The organism is Lentzea indica, assembly GCF_012184385.1.
Classification (GTDB): Bacteria; Actinomycetota; Actinomycetes; order Mycobacteriales; family Pseudonocardiaceae; genus Lentzea; species Lentzea indica.
On record NZ_VSRL01000033.1, the window covers coordinates 1 to 16,614 of the forward strand.

Below are 16,614 nucleotides of genomic sequence, written 5' to 3' on the forward strand. Positions count from 1 at the left end.
GTGCACGATCCCCGCCGCGTGGGCGGCGGCGAGCGCAGCCGCGACCTGCGCGCCGATCTTCGCGGCCTCCGCGGGCGGCAGCGTGCCGCGTTCGGCGAGCACGGCCGACAGGCTGCGGGACGGCAGGTACTCCATCACCAGGCACGGTTTGCCGTCCTCGATCACGACGTCGTGGACGCCGATCGCGTTCGGGTGGTGCAACCGGGCGGCGATCCTGCCCTCCCGCATCGCCCGCTGGCAGGCCGCGTCGACCTGGCCGGGCCGCAGGTCGGGCAGCAGCAGCTGCTTGATCGCGACCTCGCGGTGCAGCACTTCGTCGCGAGCGCGCCACACGATGCCCATCGCGCCACTGCCGAGCTGGTCGAGCAGGACGTAGCGTTCAGCAATCCGCGTCACGGCGTCGCAGATTACCTGCCGACGAACGTCGCCGGACCGCGTTCGGCCACGTGCTCCCGGCCGGATGCGGGCAACGTCGCGCGGGCGCCGGTCAGCGGTTCTCGGCGATGATCAACAGCTTGTCGCCCTTGCCCGAGATCGTGAGCGTGTGCTCCTCGGTCGTGGTGTTGGTCGTCTCCACCTCGGTCAGCTCCAGCGCCGTCGTGACGGTGAAGCTGTCGCCGTTGGCCTTGACCAGCGGGCTGCCCTTGACCACGACCTTGGAGTAGCCGCCCCAGTACTCCTTCTCGGCCGACGAGCTGGGCGCCTCGTTCGGGTCCCAGTCGTCGCGGGCGCCTCGACGTCCTTCGGCAGCTTCGCGTAGTGCTGCTTCACGAACAGCGTGACCTGGGCGGCCGTGAACTTGCTCGCGGGCGGCTTCGACGAAGGCGGCTGGCTCGGCTTGGTCTGCGTCGGCTTCTGGCTCGTCTGCGTGGGGGTGTTCGCGGTCGGGCTGTCGGCGGTGTTCGGCTTGGTCTGCGACGGCGCGGCCGGGCTCGAACTGCTGGGACCCGCCGCGCTGTTGTCACGGCGGTTGGCCTCGACGATCGCGTACGCGACGCCGGCGACCAGGAGCACCGCGAGGATCGAGGCGGCGATCGCGAGGCCGCGGTTCTTCTTCGGCTCGGGTTCGGGCTCGGGCTCCATCAACGGCACGGGCGGGCGGGTGCGCGGGCCCTGCGGCGGCATCGGGCGCGGACCCTGTGTGCCCGGTCCGTGACGCGGGCATCACGGCGGTGCCGGACGGTGGCGTCATCGGGCGCGGAGGGATCACCCCCGTGACCGGAACGGGCGAGCCGGACGCGATCGCCTTGAGCTCCTCCGCCGCCTGGGCCGCGGTCGGGCGCTGCGCAGGCTCGTTGGCGAGCAGGCGGATCAGCAACGGGGTGAGCGGGCCCGAGCGCATCGGCGGGCGGGTCTCGCCCCTCGCGACCTTGTACAGCAGGCCGAGGTCGTTGGTGCTCTTGCCGAACGGCGGCTCGCCCTCGGTCATCGCGTAGATCGTCGCGCCGAGCGAGAACACGTCCGAGGGCGGCGCGGGCTCGGCGCCGCGGGCCAGTTCCGGCGCGAGATACGCGGGCGTGCCGGCCAGCATGCCGGTCTTGGTGACGGCGACATCGCCCAAAGCACGCGAAATTCCGAAGTCGGTGATCTTGACGGCGCCGTCACGTCCAATGAGGACGTTGCCGGGCTTGATGTCGCGGTGCACGATGCCGGCGCCGTGGGCCGCGGCCAGCGCGGACGCCGCCAGCGAGCCGATCCGCGCGGCCTCCATCGGAGGCATCGGGCCGCGTTCCTCCAGGACCGCGGACAGGTTGCGGGACGGCAGGTACTCCATGACCAGACACGGTTTGCCGTTCTCGACCACGACGTCGTACACGGCGATCGCGTTCGGGTGCTGCAGGCGCGCGGCGATGCGCCCCTCCCGCATCGCGCGCTGGACGGCTTCGTGGAACTCGTTCGACTCGACGTCGTTGAGAAGCAGCTGCTTGACCGCGACGTCACGGTGCAGGAACTCGTCGCGTGCGCGCCACACGACGCCCATCGCACCCGCACCCAACTGGTCGAGCAGGACGTAGCGGTCGCCAAGCTTGTTCACGCGCGGGACGGTACCCGTTGCACCTTTGTAACGACGACGGTATGGGGGCAACGGTCCACTGTCGAGGAGGACGTGAAGTGCCACGTGGCTGCAAGAGACCCTGGACACGCACAGTGTTCAAGGTGTGCGATCGACACCGACGGGGTAGGGATCTAGGTGGGGTAACCCGCTGACAGGCCGCTTGATCGAGCAAGGCAGGATTGCGAGCTACGCGGAGCGACACGGCGGAAAGGCGCTGCCGATGAGTGGACGGCTCGGTATCGACGACGTATCCCCGGTGGTGTCGGCTGGTAGGTATCCAGCCAAAGCCGTTGTGGGAGAACACATTCCGGTCCAGGCGACAGTCTGGCGCGAGGGGCACGACAAGCTCGCGGCGACAGTCTCGTGGCGAGGACCGAACGACCGAGTTGCCCGCCAGACGAGAATGCACGAGGTCGGCATCGGCCTCGATCGCTGGGGCGCCACGATCGTTCCCGACCACCAGGGCGCGTGGACGTTCCGGATCGATGCGTGGAGTGACCCCTGGGGCACCTGGAACCACACCGTTGAGGTGAAGATCGCGGCGGGGCAAGGCCCCGGCGATCTCGCAAACGATCTTGAGATCGGCGCGCAACTACTCGATCGGGTGGCACGTCGCCCTGATCGGAGGCAAGAGCGAGCACTTCTCACGTCTGCGGCGGCAGCACTTCGCGACGAAGATCGGCCGCTCGCCGAACGGGTTGCGCCGGCTTTCGCGGGCGACGTCCAGAAGATCATGTTCGAGCACCCCGTGCGCGAGCTGATCACCAAGGGCAAGACGCACAAGATCTGGTGCGACCGCAAGAAGGCCGCGTACGGCTCCTGGTACGAGTTCTTCCCGCGCAGCACGGGCGGGATCGACGAGACCGGCCAGGCGGTGCACGGCACGTTCGCCACGGCCACCAAGGAGCTCGACCGGGTCGCGGCGATGGGCTTCGACGTCGTCTACTTCCCGCCCATCCACCCGATCGGGCGGGTGAACCGGAAGGGCCCCAACAACACGCTCGTCGCCGGCCCCGAGGACACCGGGTCGCCGTGGGCGATCGGCGCGGACGAGGGCGGGCACGACGCGATCCACCCGCAGCTCGGCACGATCGAGGACTTCGACGCGCTCGTCGAACGGGCGAAGGACCTCGGCCTCGAGGTCGCGCTCGACTTCGCACTGCAGTGCGCACCGGACCACCCGTGGGTGCACAAGCACCCGGAGTGGTTCACCACCCGGCCGGACGGCACGATCGCGTACGCGGAGAACCCGCCCAAGAAGTACCAGGACATCTACCCGGTCAACTTCGACCTCGACCCGCAGGGCCTCTACCACGAGGTGCTGCGCGTGGTCCTGTACTGGGCCGAGCACGGGGTGCGGATCTTCCGGGTCGACAACCCGCACACCAAGCCGCCGGACTTCTGGCAGTGGCTGATCTGGAAGGTCAAGGAGGTCTACCCGGACACGCTGTTCCTGTCCGAGGCCTTCACCCGTCCCGCGCGCCTGTACGGCCTCGCGAAGCTCGGCTTCACCCAGTCCTACACGTACTTCACGTGGCGGACGGGCAAGCAGGAGCTGATCGAGTTCGGCGAGGACCTCCGCGACCACTGGGACGAGGCGCGGCCGAACCTCTTCGTGAACACGCCGGACATCCTGCACGAGTCGCTGCAACACGGTGGTCCTGGAATGTTCGGGCTCCGTGCCGCGCTCGCGGCCACGCTCGCGCCGAGCTGGGGCGTGTACAGCGGCTACGAGCTGTTCGAGCACGAGGCCGTGAAGCCCGGCAGCGAGGAGTACCTCAACTCCGAGAAGTACCAGCTGCGGCCGCGCGACTACGCCCGTGCACTGGCGGACGGGCGATCGCTCGAACCGTGGCTGCGCAAGCTGAACCACATCCGCAAGGCGCACCCCGCACTCCAGCAGATGCGCACGCTGAAGTTCCAGCACATCGACAACGACGCCTTGCTCGCCTTCTCCAAGCGTGACCCGGAAACAGGTGACACGGTCGTGGTCGTCGTCAGCCTCGACCCGCACAACGCGCAGGAGGGGACGCTCTACCTCGACCTTCCCGACCTCGGCTTCGACTGGCACGAGCGCGTCATCGCGCACGACGAGGTCACCGGCGAGACCTGGGACTGGGGACAGGCCAACTACGTCCGCCTCGAACCGTGGCGTGCCACCGCGCACGTCGTGAGCCTGCAGCGCCGCTTCAGCTGACCAACCGCACAACCCCCGACGAGGTGGGAACCATGGTCGACGACTCCCGTCCCGACGCTGCACTCGGGTTGGAAGGAACACCGCACACCGGCGAGGCCCTCACCGACGACGGCTTCCTGATCGAACCGCAGGCGGAGGACTTCAAGTCGGCGAAGCCGGCCTTGGCGAACCCGAGCTGGTTCAAGGGCGCTGTCTTCTACGAGGTGCTCGTCCGGGCGTTCAGCGACTCCAACGGCGACGGGACGGGTGACCTCAGAGGGCTCGCCTCCCGGCTGGACTACCTGGAGTGGCTCGGCGTCGACTGCCTGTGGCTGCCGCCGTTCTACGCCTCTCCCCTGCGCGACGGCGGGTACGACATCAGCGACTTCCGCGCGGTGCTGCCGGAGTTCGGCACCGTCGAGGACTTCGTGTACCTGCTGGAGGAGGCGCACCGGCGCGGGATCCGGGTGATCACCGACCTGGTGCTCAACCACACGTCGGACGCGCACCCGTGGTTCCAGGAGTCACGGCAGAACCCCGACGGCCCGTACGGCGACTACTACGTGTGGAGCGACGACGACTCGCGCTACAGCGACGCGCGGATCATCTTCGTCGACACGGAGTCGTCGAACTGGACGTACGACCCGGTGCGCGGGCAGTTCTTCTGGCACCGCTTCTTCAGCCACCAGCCGGACCTCAACTACGAGAACCCGGAAGTGCAGGAGGCGATGCTCGACGTCCTGCGGTTCTGGCTCGACCTCGGCATCGACGGGTTCCGCCTCGACGCCGTGCCGTACCTCTTCGAAGAGGAGGGCACGAACTGCGAGAACCTGCCGCGCACGCACGAGTTCCTCAAGCGCTGCCGCAAGGTCGTCGACGACGAGTTCCCCGGCAGGGTGCTGCTGGCAGAGGCGAACCAGTGGCCGTCGGACGTGGTCGAGTACTTCGGTGACCCGGTGATCGGCGGCGACGAGTGCCACATGGCGTTCCACTTCCCGCTGATGCCGCGGATCTTCATGGCGGTCCGGCGCGAGTCGCGGTTCCCGATCTCGGAGATCCTGGCGCAGACGCCGGCCATCCCGGAGAACGCCCAGTGGGGCATCTTCCTGCGCAACCACGACGAGCTGACGCTCGAGATGGTGACGGACGAAGAGCGCGACTACATGTACTCCGAGTACGCCAAAGACCCGCGGATGAAGGCGAACATCGGCATCCGCCGCCGCCTGGCGCCGCTGCTGGAGAACGACCGCAACCAGCACGAACTGTTCACCGCGCTGCTGCTCTCGCTGCCCGGCTCGCCCGTCCTCTACTACGGCGACGAGATCGGCATGGGCGACAACATCTGGTTGCAGGACCGCGACGCCGTGCGCACGCCGATGCAGTGGACCCCTGACCGCAACGCGGGCTTTTCGTCGTGCGACCCCGGCCGGATCTACCTGCCGGTGATCATGGACCCGGTCTACGGCTACCAGGGCCTGAACGTCGAGGCGCAGCTCAACAACACGTCGTCGCTGCTCAACTGGACGCGGCGGATGATCGAGGTGCGCAAGCAGCACCACGCGTTCGCCGAGGGCGACTTCAGCGAGCTGGGCGGCTCGAACCCCAGCGTGCTCGCCTTCAAGCGGCTGTGGAAGCGGCCCGACGGGCGTGAGGACATCGTGCTCTGCGTGAACAACCTGTCACGCTTCCCGCAACCCGTCGAGCTGGACCTCTCCGAGCACCGCGACTACACGCCGCTGGAGCTCACCGGAGGTGTCAAATTCCCCTCGATCGGGGAACTCCCTTACCTGCTGACCCTTCCCGGTCACGGTTTCTACTGGTTCCAGCTGGTAGAGGCGGGCGACGACAGCGAGATGAGGTGAATCGCGCATGATCGATCCCGACGAGCTCGCCGACAAGCTGGTCACCACCCTGCCCGACGTTCTGCCCACGCTGCGCTGGTTCGGCGGCAAGGACCGCGCGATCAACGCCGTCCGTCCACTTCGGACGACCCAGCTGTCCGACGACATGGTCCACGTGATCGTCGACGTCGAGCAGCCTGGCCGCACCGAGGAGTACCAGCTGATCATCAGCGAACACTCCGACGGTTACGACGCCACGGCGGACCCCGATCGCAACGGCTTACTGCTGGAGAAGATCGCCGCCGGTGAACGCGTCGACGGCATCACGTTCGCCCACGAGCAGGGTGTCGAGCTGCGAACCTCGTTGCGCGGCAGGCCGATCGGCGTCGAGCAGTCCAACACGTCGCTGATCTACGGCCAGCAGTACATCCTGAAGATCTTCCGCAAGCTCGCGCGCGGCGAGAACCGCGACCTGGTGATGCACAGGGCGTTGCGGTCCGTCGGCTGCGAGCACATCGCGCTGCCGCTCGGGTCGATCTCGACCGAGCTGGACGGCGAACCGGTCACGCTCGCGATGCTGCAGGAGTTCCTGCCGGACGCGGTCGAGGGCTGGGACATGGCCAAGACCTCGGTGCGCGACCTCATGGCAGAGGCCGACCTGCACGCGGACGAGGTAGGCGGCGACTTCGCCGGCGAGGCGCAACGACTCGGGCACGCGGTGGCCAAGGTGCACGCCGACCTCGCCGAGGCGCTCGGGACGCGGATGGCCGACGACGACGCGATCACGCACGCCATCGTGGGCATGCAACAGCGCCTGGACACCGTGCTGGAGGCAGTGCCGGAACTGGGCCGCTACGAGGAGGCGTTGCGCGCCACGTTCGAGGACGCGCGCCGGCACATCGGGGCCATCCCGATCCAGCACATCCACGGCGACCTGCACCTGGGCCAGGTGCTGCGGACAGTGCACGGCTGGTTGCTGATCGACTTCGAGGGTGAGCCTGCGGCCACCGTCAAAGCCCGCAACGCGCTGAAGTCGCCGTTGCGGGACGTGGCGGGGATGCTGAGGTCGTTCGACTACGCGGCACGGCAGCTGCTCATCGGCCAGCCCGACGACGACCAGCTCGCCTACCGCGCGATGGAGTGGACGAAGCGCAACCGGGCGGCGTTCTGCGACGGGTACGCCGAGGTGGCGGCCGATCCGCGGGACAACGCGCATCTGCTGCGCGCGTTCGAGCTGGACAAAGCGGTCTACGAGGTCGCTTACGAGCACGCCAACAGGCCGGAGTGGTTGACGGTTCCGCTGTCGTCGATCGCCCGAATGACCAGCGGAGGAGATTGACTTCTCTCCGTCTGAAGGACGGAGATTCCCACCCGCCTTGCGGCGGGTAACCCTCACGGGCTACGCCTCGCGGCGCGGGATTCCTGTTTCACTGCCGATCGCGGAAGGGAGGGCCCTTGCCGTCTGACATCAGCTCCGCAGGCATCACCCGAGTCACCTCGGGCTACGGCTCGACCAGCCGCAAGGATGTTCTTGGCCGCGTTGAGGTCCCGGTCGTGCCGGGTGCGGCAGTCCGGACACGTCCAGTGCCGGGTGGCGAGCTTCAGCTCGGTGAGTGCGTACCCGCAAGCCGAGCAGGTCTTGCTGGACGGATACCAGCGATCGATCACAACCAGCGTGCGGCCCGCGCGGCGGCACTTGTACTCCAACTGCCGCCGGAACTCACCCCATCCCGCATCGGAGATGGCGCGGGCCAGATAGCGGTTGCGCACCATGTTCTTCACCGACAGATCTTCGATCGCGATGACGTCAGCCGAACGCACCAGCGTCGTGGTGGTGCGGTGCAAGAAGTCACGGCGGGCGTTGCGGACCTTGCGATGGGCGCGAGCAACCTTGATCTTCGCCTTGCTGCGGTTGCTGCTGCCGCGCTGGCAGCGCGCCAGTCTGCGCTGGTAGCGGGCCAGGTTGTGAGCCTTGCGTGCCAGGTTGCGCGGATTCGCGATTCGTTCACCGTCGCTCGTCACCAGGAAATCCGTCAGCCCGAGGTCAACGCCAACAACCTTTCCGATCGGCGCGGTCTGCGCAGGCGCGTCGGTGTCCACCGCGAAGGTCACGTACCAGCGACAGTCCGCCTCGCGGGAGACCACAACCATCGTTGGGTCCACTTCGGTCACATCTATGCCGAACGACCAAACGAAGCGCAGCGGTGCACTGGTTTTGGCCAGCATGAGTGTGCCGTCGCGCATGCGGAACGCCGAGCGGGTGTAGTGCGCACTCTGCCGCCCGGTGCGGGCCTTGAACCTAGGACGGCGAGCTCGTCCCGCGAAGAAGTTCTGAAACGCGGTGTGCTGGTGGCGCAGCGTCTGCTGCAACGGCACAGACGGCACCTCCGAGAGAAACGCGAGTTCCGCAGTGCGTTTCCACGCGGTCAGCGCGGAATCGGTCTGCCGATACGACGTGCGTGTGCCATTGGTGGAGTAGCGGTGGTTCCGCTCGCTCAAGGTCTTGTTCCACACCAGACGCACACACCCGAAGGTGCGGTTCAGCATCGCAGCCTGTTCGGGAGTCGGGTAAGCCCGGCATTTGTACGCCGTTCGCACGACACACAACGTACCGGGAGAAACACGATGAGTAAGACGCGGGACCGGAGGGCGCGATGAAGGCCGACCTGGACCGGCTCCTGTCAGGTGCGCACCACGACCCGCACTCGGTGCTGGGTGTACACACCGTCGGCGACCAGGTGATCGCACGGGCGCTGCGCCCAGGTGCGACATCGGTGGCGGTGTCGTGGGGCGACAAGCAGGTCGAGCTGCCGCGCATCGCCGACGCGCTCTTCGAGGGCGAGCTGCCGGAAGCGCCTGGCGACTACCGGCTCCTGGTGTCCTACGGCGACCACACGGTCGAGGTCGACGACCCGTACCGGTGGCTGCCGACGGTCGGCGAGCTGGACCTGCACCTGATCCGCGAGGGCAGGCACGAACGGCTCTGGGACGTGCTCGGCGCGCACGTCCGTTGCTACGAAACGCTTTCCGGTGACATCACCGGTGTCTCGTTCGCGGTGTGGGCTCCGAACGCGCGCGGTGTGCGCGTGACGGGTGACTTCGACGGCTGGGACGGGCGCGCGAACCCGTTGCGCTCCATGGGTTCCAGCGGTGTGTGGGAAGTGTTCCTGCCGAACGTTCCGGTGGGCTCGCGGTACAAGTTCCGCATTCTCGGCCAGGACGGCGCCTGGCACGAGAAGGCCGACCCGATGGCGTTCGCCACGGAGGTCCCGCCTCAGACGGCGTCGGTCGTCACCCGGTCCGAGTACCAGTGGCAGGACGCGGGGTGGGAGGCCCAGCGCGAGGCCACGCAGTGGGCGAACGTCCCGATGTCGATCTACGAGGTGCATCTCGGCTCGTGGAAGCCGGGTCTCGGGTACCGGGAACTGGCGACCGAGCTCGCGGACTACTGCGAGAACATGGGCTTCACGCACGTCGAGATGCTGCCCGTCGCCGAGCACCCGTTCGGCGGCTCGTGGGGCTACCAGGTCACCTCGTACTACGCGCCGACGTCGCGGTTCGGCTCGCCGGACGACTTCCGGTACTTCGTCGACACTCTGCACCAGCGCGGCATCGGCGTGCTGGTCGACTGGGTGCCGGCGCACTTCCCGAAGGACTCCTGGGCGCTCGCCAAGTTCGACGGAACGGCGCTGTACGAGCACGCCGACCCGAGGCGCGGTGAGCAGCTCGACTGGGGCACGTACGTCTTCGACTTCGGGCGCAACGAGGTCCGCAACTTCCTGGTCGCGAACGCGCTGTACTGGATCGAGGAGTTCCACCTCGACGGACTGCGCGTGGACGCCGTCGCGTCGATGCTCTACCTCGACTACTCCCGGCCGGAGGGCCAGTGGCTGCCGAACGAGTTCGGTGGCCGCGAGAACCTCGACGCGGTGCGGTTCCTGCAGGAGCTCAACGCGACCGTGTACCGGCGGCACCCCGGCGTGGTCATGATCGCCGAGGAGTCGACGGCGTGGCCGGGCGTGACGCGGCCGACGCACCTGGGCGGGCTCGGGTTCGGGTTCAAGTGGAACATGGGCTGGATGCACGACACGCTGCACTACCTGTCGCGTGAGCCGGTGCACCGGTCGTTCCACCACAACGAGATGACGTTCTCGCTGGTCTACGCGTGGAGCGAGAACTTCGTGCTGCCCCTCTCGCACGACGAGGTGGTGCACGGCAAGGGCTCGCTGTGGGGCCGGATGCCGGGCGACGACTGGAACAAGGCCGCCGGCGTGAGGTCGTTGCTGGCCTTCATGTGGGCGCATCCCGGCAAGCAGCTGCTGTTCATGGGCGGCGAGTTCGGGCAGCGGCAGGAGTGGTCGGAGTCGCGGTCGCTGGACTGGCACCTGGTCGAGCAGGAGCCGTTGCACCAGGGCATCCAGTCGTTGATGCGCGATCTGAACTCGGTGTACCGGACGGCAGCCGCGTTGTTCTCGCACGACGTGACGCCGGAAGGGTTTCAGTGGATCGACGCGAACGACTCCGGCGGGAACGTGCTGTCGTTCCTGCGCATCGGTGAGGACGGCTCGACGCTGGCCTGCGTGGCGAACTTCGCCGGGTCGCCGCACCACGACTACCGGGTCGGTCTGCCTTCTTCCGGCCGGTGGAAGGAGCTCGTGAACACCGATGCCTCGCACTACGGCGGTTCCGGGGTGGGCAACCTCGGTGGCGTCGAGGCCGAGGCAAAGCCGTGGCACGGGCGTCCGTACTCCGCTTTGCTGCAGCTACCGCCCTCGGGCGTGCTGTGGCTGGTTCCCGAGGAGAGCGACTGATCTCGATCGGCGGACTCCGGCCGGGTGAACCTGATCAGTCCGCCACACGTTGGCCTCTGTATGCGCCTGAGTTCGACGAGTAGGACGCCCCTGCAGCCGACCGGCAGGCACAATGGGTCCATGCGGCACCGGAGCATCGCGCTGATCGTCGCCATCGCCCTGCTCGCGGTGGGCTGCACCGCCGAGATCCCTGGGCGCCCCCGTGCCGCCAAGGTGGTGAAGAAGGAAGCCTCCACCGAGACCATCCAGGTGCGGGGCTCGGACAACGGTGCGATCGACAAGCTCGCCGCGACGGCTCTCACCGACATCGACGAGTTCTGGACGCAGTCGTTCCAGCAGACCTTCAACAAGCCGTGGAAGAAGCTGAGCGGCGGCTACTACTCGGTCGACACGGCCGACGCCACCGCGAAGCCGCCACCGTGCACCCAGAAGGCCGCGGACGTGGAGGGCAACGCCTTCTACTGCCCCGCCGCCGACGCCATCGCCTGGGACCGCGCGTCCCTGCTGCCGGTGCTGCAGGACCGCTTCGGCGAGGCCGCGGTGGTCGTCGTGCTCGCGCACGAGATCGGTCACGCGGTGCAGAACCGCATGGGCATCACGCCGGAGGCCGAGCGCCGCGAGCCCGAGAAGTACCCGACGATCCTCACCGAGGCCCAGGCCGACTGCTTCGCCGGCGCGTTCGTGCGCAACGTGACCGACGGCAAGTCCCAGCGCCTCGACATCGGCACGGACGCCCTGGACAAGGCCCTGGGCGCGCTGATCACGTTCCGCGACCCGGTGGGCACGTCGCCCGAGGACGAGCAGGCGCACGGCAGCGCGTTCGACCGCGTGGCGGCGTTCCAGGACGGCTACGAGCAGGGCACCAATTCTGCGCCGCGATGAGCGTGCAGAACCGCACCTTCACCCAGCGGGCCTTCACCAACGTCCGCGACCGCGCGACCGGCGGCAACCTGCCGTTCTCCGAGATGCTCGAGTCCGTCACGCCCGACCTCGACGGCTACTTCAAGGGCCTGGCCACGACCGCGGGCAAGACGTGGCCCTCGCCGCGCGCCGAGGCCGCCCAGGCCGAGCCGACCTGCTCCGGTGACCAGGGGCCCGTCGCGTACTGCCCGTCGGACAAGACGATCAAGATCGACACCAAGGACGAGCTGCCGGCCCTGCACAAGGAACTCGGGGACTACGCGACCGGCACGTTGATCGCCACGCGGTACGCGTTGGCCGAACTCGCCGTGCTGGGCAAGCCGACGGAGGGCGAGGGCGCCTCCGCGGCCGCCCTGTGCCTGGCCGGCGCGTACACGGGCTCCGTGTTCCAGCGGCAGGACGGGTTCGGGCTCTCGCCCGGCGACTTCGACGAGGCCGTGACCGTGCTGCTGCGCTTCGACTACGCGGCCCGTGACGCCAAGGGCGAGGACGCCGTGGATCCCGGGTTCCAGCGCGTGGCGCGGTTCCGGGAGGGCGTGTTCGAGGTCCGAAGAAGTGCGGCGTCTAGGCCTGGAGAAAACGGGCTGATGCCCGCACAAGCCTCTGGCTGTGCGGGCGTCAGCGCCTTTCGACCGGTGCCTGGTCCGACACGACCGAGATCCGCGCGCCCGGAATCTTCAGCGTGCCGCCGATCAGGTCCGTGTTCCGCACCGTGACCTCGGTGAAGGTCACGAACGGCACGTTCAGCGGTGGCGGATGAGCAGCCGTGTAGTCCACCGGGATCTTGATCCCGAGCAGGTCCAGGTTGCCCTTGAGCTGGACCGTGAACAGCTCGATCCGCCCTGGCGACACCGTGGACGTGCTCCCCGGCCGTGCCGCTGTGACCAGCTTCATCCCTGGCGCGATCTCCGCGCTCTGCACCAGGTCCTTGATCTTCATGTCGTTCGCCGTGAACTTCAGGACCTTGATGACCTTCCCGTTCAGCAACGCGTCGACGACACCGACGAAGTTGAGGCCGCCGAGGTCGAGCCGGGAGGCGGTCAAGGTCCACTCACGCCCTCCCGCCGCCACCGGGGCAGGGGCCGGTGGCGACGGTGGCGCCGACGTCGGAGGTGGCTCCGTGCTGGGCGGAAGGGTCGGCACGGACGATGACGACGGCGGTGGAGTGGCACTGCTGCTCGACACGGGCGGCGGCTCCGAACTGCTCGTCGGAGCCGGTGAGCTGCTGCTCGAAGGAGGCGGCGGCTCGGTGCTCGACGGCGGTTGCAACGCCAGCACCGCGACCACCGCGACCGCGGCCAGCGGCGGCGTTCGGATCATGTGGGCTGAACCCTCTGGGTCGGCTCCGGCTCGGGCTCGGTCTCCAGCTCGGCGCGGTGCTCGCGCTTCGCCTTCTTCGGCTGCTTGGGCTCGTTCGTCCACGCCACGGCGAGCGCGCCACCGAGCAGGCTGAAGATGGTGCCGAACAGGAAGCCGCCGAGGTTGGTCACGACGAGCGCGACCAGCGACAGCAGCACCGTGACGATGCCCGCCGCCAGCCGGAACTTGGGCTGCAGCCACAACGACACCGCACAGATCGCCAGCAACGCGCTGATCAGCAGCGAGGACACGCCGCCGATCGTCTGGATCGAGATGACCATGTCGCCGAGCTTCCCGCTGAAGAACGGCGGGAACAGGATGATGAGAGCGCCTACGGCCACGAACAGGCCGGCCCAGAAGGGCCGGCCACGTCGCCACGCGGTGAAGCCGCGCCAGACCCTCAGAAGCACTCTTGCTTCCCCTGGCGAATGGTCAGGTTCATGCCCTTGAACCTGATGGTCTGGGCCGTGGTGGACCAGGCGGTCTGCCTGAGCCCGGTGATCTTCGCCGAGTCGGCCTGCAGACCGAACGAGCCCGGCAGACCCCGGAGGTTCTCCGGTCCCTTGGTCACCTTGCTCGCGTCGATGCCGATGTCGGGAGCACCCAGCTCCAGGTCACCGGAGAGGTCGGTGAGGTTGACGACCAGGTTGTCGGCCGACATACCACCCACGCCGTCCGCGGTGATGCGCATCGTCACGTCACCGACGATCGGCATCTTGCCGACGAACACCGACTGGCAGAACTTGTTCAGCGTGGCGGTCTTGAAGCCGCTGACCGCAACGACGTTGACCTTCCCAGCGCCCGCGTCCACCCCACCGAACTGAACGAATCCCTTGCCGTCCAAGTAGTCGGCGGACACCTTGAAATCGTGGCCGGACACCGCGAACGAGGCGGCCAGCGCTCCCTGGGACATGCCCGTGAGGAGGGCACCAACACCCACGGCACCGATACCGAGCACCCCGACGAACCGTGCCCAGCGCGTTCTACCCATACCGCCAAACTCCTTCCACGCCGAAGGTCTGCGAGGGGGACTGTGCGCTCCGAAACATAGGCACGACAACGAAAACGAGTCCGTGCAGTCTTGAATTCACCCCGGAGGGTGAGGACTTTTCACGTTTGGCCCCTGGTGCTTGCGGCACGTGGCTGAACGGCTCTTAGTAGTGTTCGCCCTCATGGGGATCGGACGAATCGCCGTCGCGCTGGTCGCGACCGCTGCCTTGACCGCCTGCGCCTCCGTGGTCGAGGGCGAGCCGAAGGGCGAACGCCCCGACCCCACGAAGGTCGCGGGCCTGGAGATCTCCAACGGACCGTCAGGCCCCAAGCAGGGCGTGCCGGACGCGGACCTCAGCGTGGAGAACGGCGACGGCGGCGAGATGGACCGCCTCGCGATCAACACCCTCGCCGACGTCCAGGAGTTCTGGAAGGCCGAGATCCCCCGCTCGTTCGCCGGGAAGACCTTCGAGCCGGTGAAACGCTTCATCTCCTACGACTCCAACGGCAAGGGCGTCGAGGTCTGCAAGCTCAACACCACGGGAGTCGCGAACGCGTTCTACTGCGCGCTCGACGACAGCATCACGTGGGACCGCGGCGAGCTCCTCCCGATGCTGAAGGACTCCTTCGGCCCGATGGCCGTCGTGACGGTCCTCGCCCACGAGATGGGCCACGCCGTCCAGTACAAGCTCGGCCCGGCGTCCAACATCGGCCCCAACACGCCGTCGATCGTGAAGGAGCAGCAGGCCGACTGCTACACCGGCGTCTTCATGCGCTGGATCGCCGAGAACAAGTCCAAGCACTTCGAGCTCTCCACCGGCGAGGGCCTCAACCAGGTCCTGCAGACGATGTTCTTCATCCGCGACTCCGCCGGCACGTCCTTCGAAAAGCAGGGCGCCCACGGCAGCGCGTTCGACCGGGTCTCGTCCTTCCAGTTCGGCTTCACGCGCGGCGCCTCCAGGTGCGCCGAGATCAACGAGGCCGAGATCAACAAGCGCATCACCGAACGCCCCTTCGACCTGTCCGACAAGGACCAGGGCCAGGGCCGCGGCAACGCCCGCGTCGACCAGGACAAGTACCTCAAAGCCCTGGAAGAGTCGCTCCGCGACGCCTACAAGTCGAGCGGCGCCGCGTTCCCCGCCTTCGACAAGGGCGGCATCAAACCCTGCAACGACGCCCAAACCACGTCCCCCGCCTCCTACTGCCCCGCGGTGAACCAGCTCCAGCTGGACCTCCCGTCCCTGGTCAAGATCGGCACACCCCCGAAGAAGGGCAGCAAGGGCGGCATCGGCGACTTCGCGGCGTTCGCCGTGATCGCGTCACGTTTCAGCCTGTCCATCCAGCACGCCACCGGCTTCAAACTCGACGACGAGGCCGCGGGCCAACGCACCGCCTGCCTGACCGGAGCCTGGGCAGGCCTCACCAACCGCCCCGACGCCGCCGCCGGTCTGCGGTTGTCACCAGGCGACCTCGACGAGGCCGTGGCCGAGCTCCTGGCCGACGACAGCCTCATCGCCGCCGACGTGAACGGCAAAGCCGTCCCCTCCGGCTTCGCCAGGGTCGAAGCCTTCGGCGACGGCTTCTTCCGAGGCCTCTCGTTCTGCGTGAAGAAGTATTCGGTTTGATTCCTCCATCGACACTCGTCGATACTTGACCCGTGCTAACCGATGAAGCCGCGACCTACGCCTCGTGGTTCTCGACCCTGTCCGACCCGACCCGCGTCCGCCTGCTCCACCACGTGGCCTCAGCCCCTGGCGCGGTGACCGTCGGCGAGTTGACCGCACTGCTGGGCGTCAGCCAGTCCACCTGCTCCCACCACGTCCGCAAACTGGCCGAGGTCGGCTTCGTACATGTGCAACGCGAGGGCACAACCACCCTCGTCACCGTCAACCCAGCGTGCTGCACAGGCCTCCCCCACGCCGCCGACGCGGTGATGGGCGCCCTGACCACAGGATCGGTCCGCCCAGTCCCCGGCGTAGCGATGCGTGCGATGACCGCCGCCGACTGGCAGGACGTCCGCCGCATCTACGGCGAAGGCATCGCCTCAGGCAACGCGACCTTCGAAACCGAGGTCCCGTCCCGCCGAACCCTCGAGTCCAAGTGGCTGCCAGACCACCGCTGGATCGCCGTGGTGGACGGCTCCATCGCCGGCTGGGCCGCAGCCACCCCGGTTTCCGCGCGCGAGTGCTACTCCGGCGTCGTCGAGACATCGATCTACGTCGCCGACGCCTTCCAGGGACGCGGCGTGGGCAAAACGCTGCTGCACCACCAGGTCTCAGCCGCTGACGCCGACGGCATGTGGACGCTGCAAGCCGTCATCTTCCCGGAGAACCGGGCCAGCATCGCCCTGCACCACAAAGCAGGCTTCCGAACGGTGGGCGTGCGGGAGCGAATCGCCCAACACCACGGCGAATGGCGCGACACCGTCCTTTTGGAACGCCGCCGCCCGTAGAGATCACA

The 16,614-nt window shown here is 67.9% G+C and carries 15 protein-coding genes; 8 read left to right on the forward strand and 7 right to left on the reverse strand.

Annotated features, from left to right (window positions below; translation table 11 throughout):
* The 3 genes from FXN61_RS12015 to FXN61_RS12025 form a co-directional block, all read right to left on the reverse strand.
* Positions 1–408: protein kinase domain-containing protein (locus tag FXN61_RS12015; RefSeq protein WP_376770634.1), on the reverse strand; the 408-nt coding region annotated here is incomplete at its 3' end.
* Positions 409–487: 79 nt separating this feature from the next.
* Positions 488–652 (reverse strand): hypothetical protein, encoded by a 165-nt coding sequence (locus tag FXN61_RS12020; RefSeq protein ID WP_167973257.1) that lies wholly within the window; start codon positions 650–652, stop codon positions 488–490.
* 309 nt (positions 653–961) lie between these two features.
* Positions 962–2,035 carry a serine/threonine-protein kinase gene (locus tag FXN61_RS12025; RefSeq protein ID WP_312877679.1) on the reverse strand — a complete coding sequence of 358 codons (1,074 nt, stop codon included), beginning with the start codon at positions 2,033–2,035 and terminating at the stop codon, positions 962–964.
* Between the two features lie 241 nt (positions 2,036–2,276).
* Here FXN61_RS12025 and FXN61_RS12030 point away from each other — a divergent pair, with 241 nt between their 5' ends.
* From FXN61_RS12030 to FXN61_RS12040, 3 genes are read left to right on the forward strand one after another with little or no spacing between them, the layout of a single operon-like run.
* Positions 2,277–4,253, forward strand: a complete 1,977-nt coding sequence (locus FXN61_RS12030; protein ID WP_167973259.1) for a maltotransferase domain-containing protein — start codon at positions 2,277–2,279, stop codon at positions 4,251–4,253.
* A gap of 32 nt (positions 4,254–4,285) precedes the next feature.
* Positions 4,286–6,094, forward strand: coding sequence for a maltose alpha-D-glucosyltransferase (gene treS, locus FXN61_RS12035; protein WP_167973261.1), 1,809 nt, complete (start codon positions 4,286–4,288; stop codon positions 6,092–6,094).
* A 7-nt stretch (positions 6,095–6,101) separates the two neighbouring features.
* Complete coding sequence (locus FXN61_RS12040; RefSeq protein WP_167973263.1) at positions 6,102–7,412, forward strand: maltokinase N-terminal cap-like domain-containing protein; 1,311 nt, start codon at positions 6,102–6,104, stop codon at positions 7,410–7,412.
* 53 nt (positions 7,413–7,465) lie between these two features.
* On the opposite strand, the gene FXN61_RS12045 is transcribed toward FXN61_RS12040, so the two are convergent.
* Positions 7,466–8,671, reverse strand: a complete 1,206-nt coding sequence (locus FXN61_RS12045; RefSeq protein WP_167973265.1) for an RNA-guided endonuclease InsQ/TnpB family protein — start codon at positions 8,669–8,671, stop codon at positions 7,466–7,468.
* A gap of 56 nt (positions 8,672–8,727) precedes the next feature.
* Here FXN61_RS12045 and glgB point away from each other — a divergent pair, with 56 nt between their 5' ends.
* From glgB to FXN61_RS51930, 3 genes are all read left to right on the forward strand, one after another.
* Positions 8,728–10,884, forward strand: coding sequence for a 1,4-alpha-glucan branching protein GlgB (glgB, locus tag FXN61_RS12050; protein ID WP_167973267.1), 2,157 nt, complete (start codon positions 8,728–8,730; stop codon positions 10,882–10,884).
* 120 nt (positions 10,885–11,004) lie between these two features.
* Positions 11,005–11,766 carry a neutral zinc metallopeptidase gene (locus FXN61_RS51925; protein ID WP_246291330.1) on the forward strand — a complete coding sequence of 254 codons (762 nt, stop codon included), beginning with the start codon at positions 11,005–11,007 and terminating at the stop codon, positions 11,764–11,766.
* Positions 11,763–12,521 carry a hypothetical protein gene (locus FXN61_RS51930; protein ID WP_246291332.1) on the forward strand — a complete coding sequence of 253 codons (759 nt, stop codon included), beginning with the start codon at positions 11,763–11,765 and terminating at the stop codon, positions 12,519–12,521. Before FXN61_RS51925 ends, FXN61_RS51930 begins: the two co-directional genes overlap by 4 nt.
* On the opposite strand, the gene FXN61_RS12060 is transcribed toward FXN61_RS51930, so the two are convergent.
* The 3 genes from FXN61_RS12060 to FXN61_RS12070 are packed head-to-tail and all read right to left on the reverse strand — an operon-like array spanning position 12,424 to position 14,155.
* The gene (locus FXN61_RS12060; protein ID WP_167973269.1) at positions 12,424–13,125 is read right to left on the reverse strand and encodes a hypothetical protein; all 702 of its coding nucleotides are present in this window, start codon (positions 13,123–13,125) and stop codon (positions 12,424–12,426) included. The two genes, FXN61_RS51930 and FXN61_RS12060, sit on opposite strands and share 98 nt — an antisense overlap.
* Positions 13,122–13,574, reverse strand: coding sequence for a DUF6114 domain-containing protein (locus FXN61_RS12065; protein WP_167973271.1), 453 nt, complete (start codon positions 13,572–13,574; stop codon positions 13,122–13,124). Before FXN61_RS12065 ends, FXN61_RS12060 begins: the two co-directional genes overlap by 4 nt.
* On the reverse strand, positions 13,565–14,155 hold the full coding sequence (locus FXN61_RS12070; protein ID WP_167973273.1) for a DUF6230 family protein: 591 nt from the start codon (positions 14,153–14,155) through the stop codon (positions 13,565–13,567). Before FXN61_RS12070 ends, FXN61_RS12065 begins: the two co-directional genes overlap by 10 nt.
* Positions 14,156–14,336: 181 nt before the next feature.
* Here FXN61_RS12070 and FXN61_RS12075 point away from each other — a divergent pair, with 181 nt between their 5' ends.
* Positions 14,337–15,779, forward strand: a complete 1,443-nt coding sequence (locus FXN61_RS12075; protein ID WP_167973275.1) for a neutral zinc metallopeptidase — start codon at positions 14,337–14,339, stop codon at positions 15,777–15,779.
* Between the two features lie 32 nt (positions 15,780–15,811).
* The gene (locus FXN61_RS12080) at positions 15,812–16,606 is read left to right on the forward strand and encodes a helix-turn-helix domain-containing GNAT family N-acetyltransferase (RefSeq protein WP_167973277.1); all 795 of its coding nucleotides are present in this window, start codon (positions 15,812–15,814) and stop codon (positions 16,604–16,606) included.
* Positions 16,607–16,614 lie beyond the last annotated feature (8 nt).

Excerpts from the sequence above, each read along its gene's own strand:
- FXN61_RS51930 (WP_246291332.1), top strand. The coding sequence starts at position 11,763 with ATGAGCGTGCAGAACCGCACCTTCACCCAGCGGGCCTTCACCAACGTC.
- treS (WP_167973261.1), top strand. The coding sequence starts at position 4,286 with ATGGTCGACGACTCCCGTCCCGACGCTGCACTCGGGTTGGAAGGAACA.
- FXN61_RS12030 (WP_167973259.1), top strand. The coding sequence starts at position 2,277 with ATGAGTGGACGGCTCGGTATCGACGACGTATCCCCGGTGGTGTCGGCT.
- FXN61_RS12075 (WP_167973275.1), top strand. The coding sequence starts at position 14,337 with ATGGGGATCGGACGAATCGCCGTCGCGCTGGTCGCGACCGCTGCCTTG.
- FXN61_RS12070 (WP_167973273.1), bottom strand. The coding sequence starts at position 14,155 with ATGGGTAGAACGCGCTGGGCACGGTTCGTCGGGGTGCTCGGTATCGGT.
- FXN61_RS12040 (WP_167973263.1), top strand. The coding sequence starts at position 6,102 with ATGATCGATCCCGACGAGCTCGCCGACAAGCTGGTCACCACCCTGCCC.
- FXN61_RS12060 (WP_167973269.1), bottom strand. The coding sequence starts at position 13,125 with ATGATCCGAACGCCGCCGCTGGCCGCGGTCGCGGTGGTCGCGGTGCTG.
- glgB (WP_167973267.1), top strand. The coding sequence starts at position 8,728 with ATGAAGGCCGACCTGGACCGGCTCCTGTCAGGTGCGCACCACGACCCG.
- FXN61_RS51925 (WP_246291330.1), top strand. The coding sequence starts at position 11,005 with ATGCGGCACCGGAGCATCGCGCTGATCGTCGCCATCGCCCTGCTCGCG.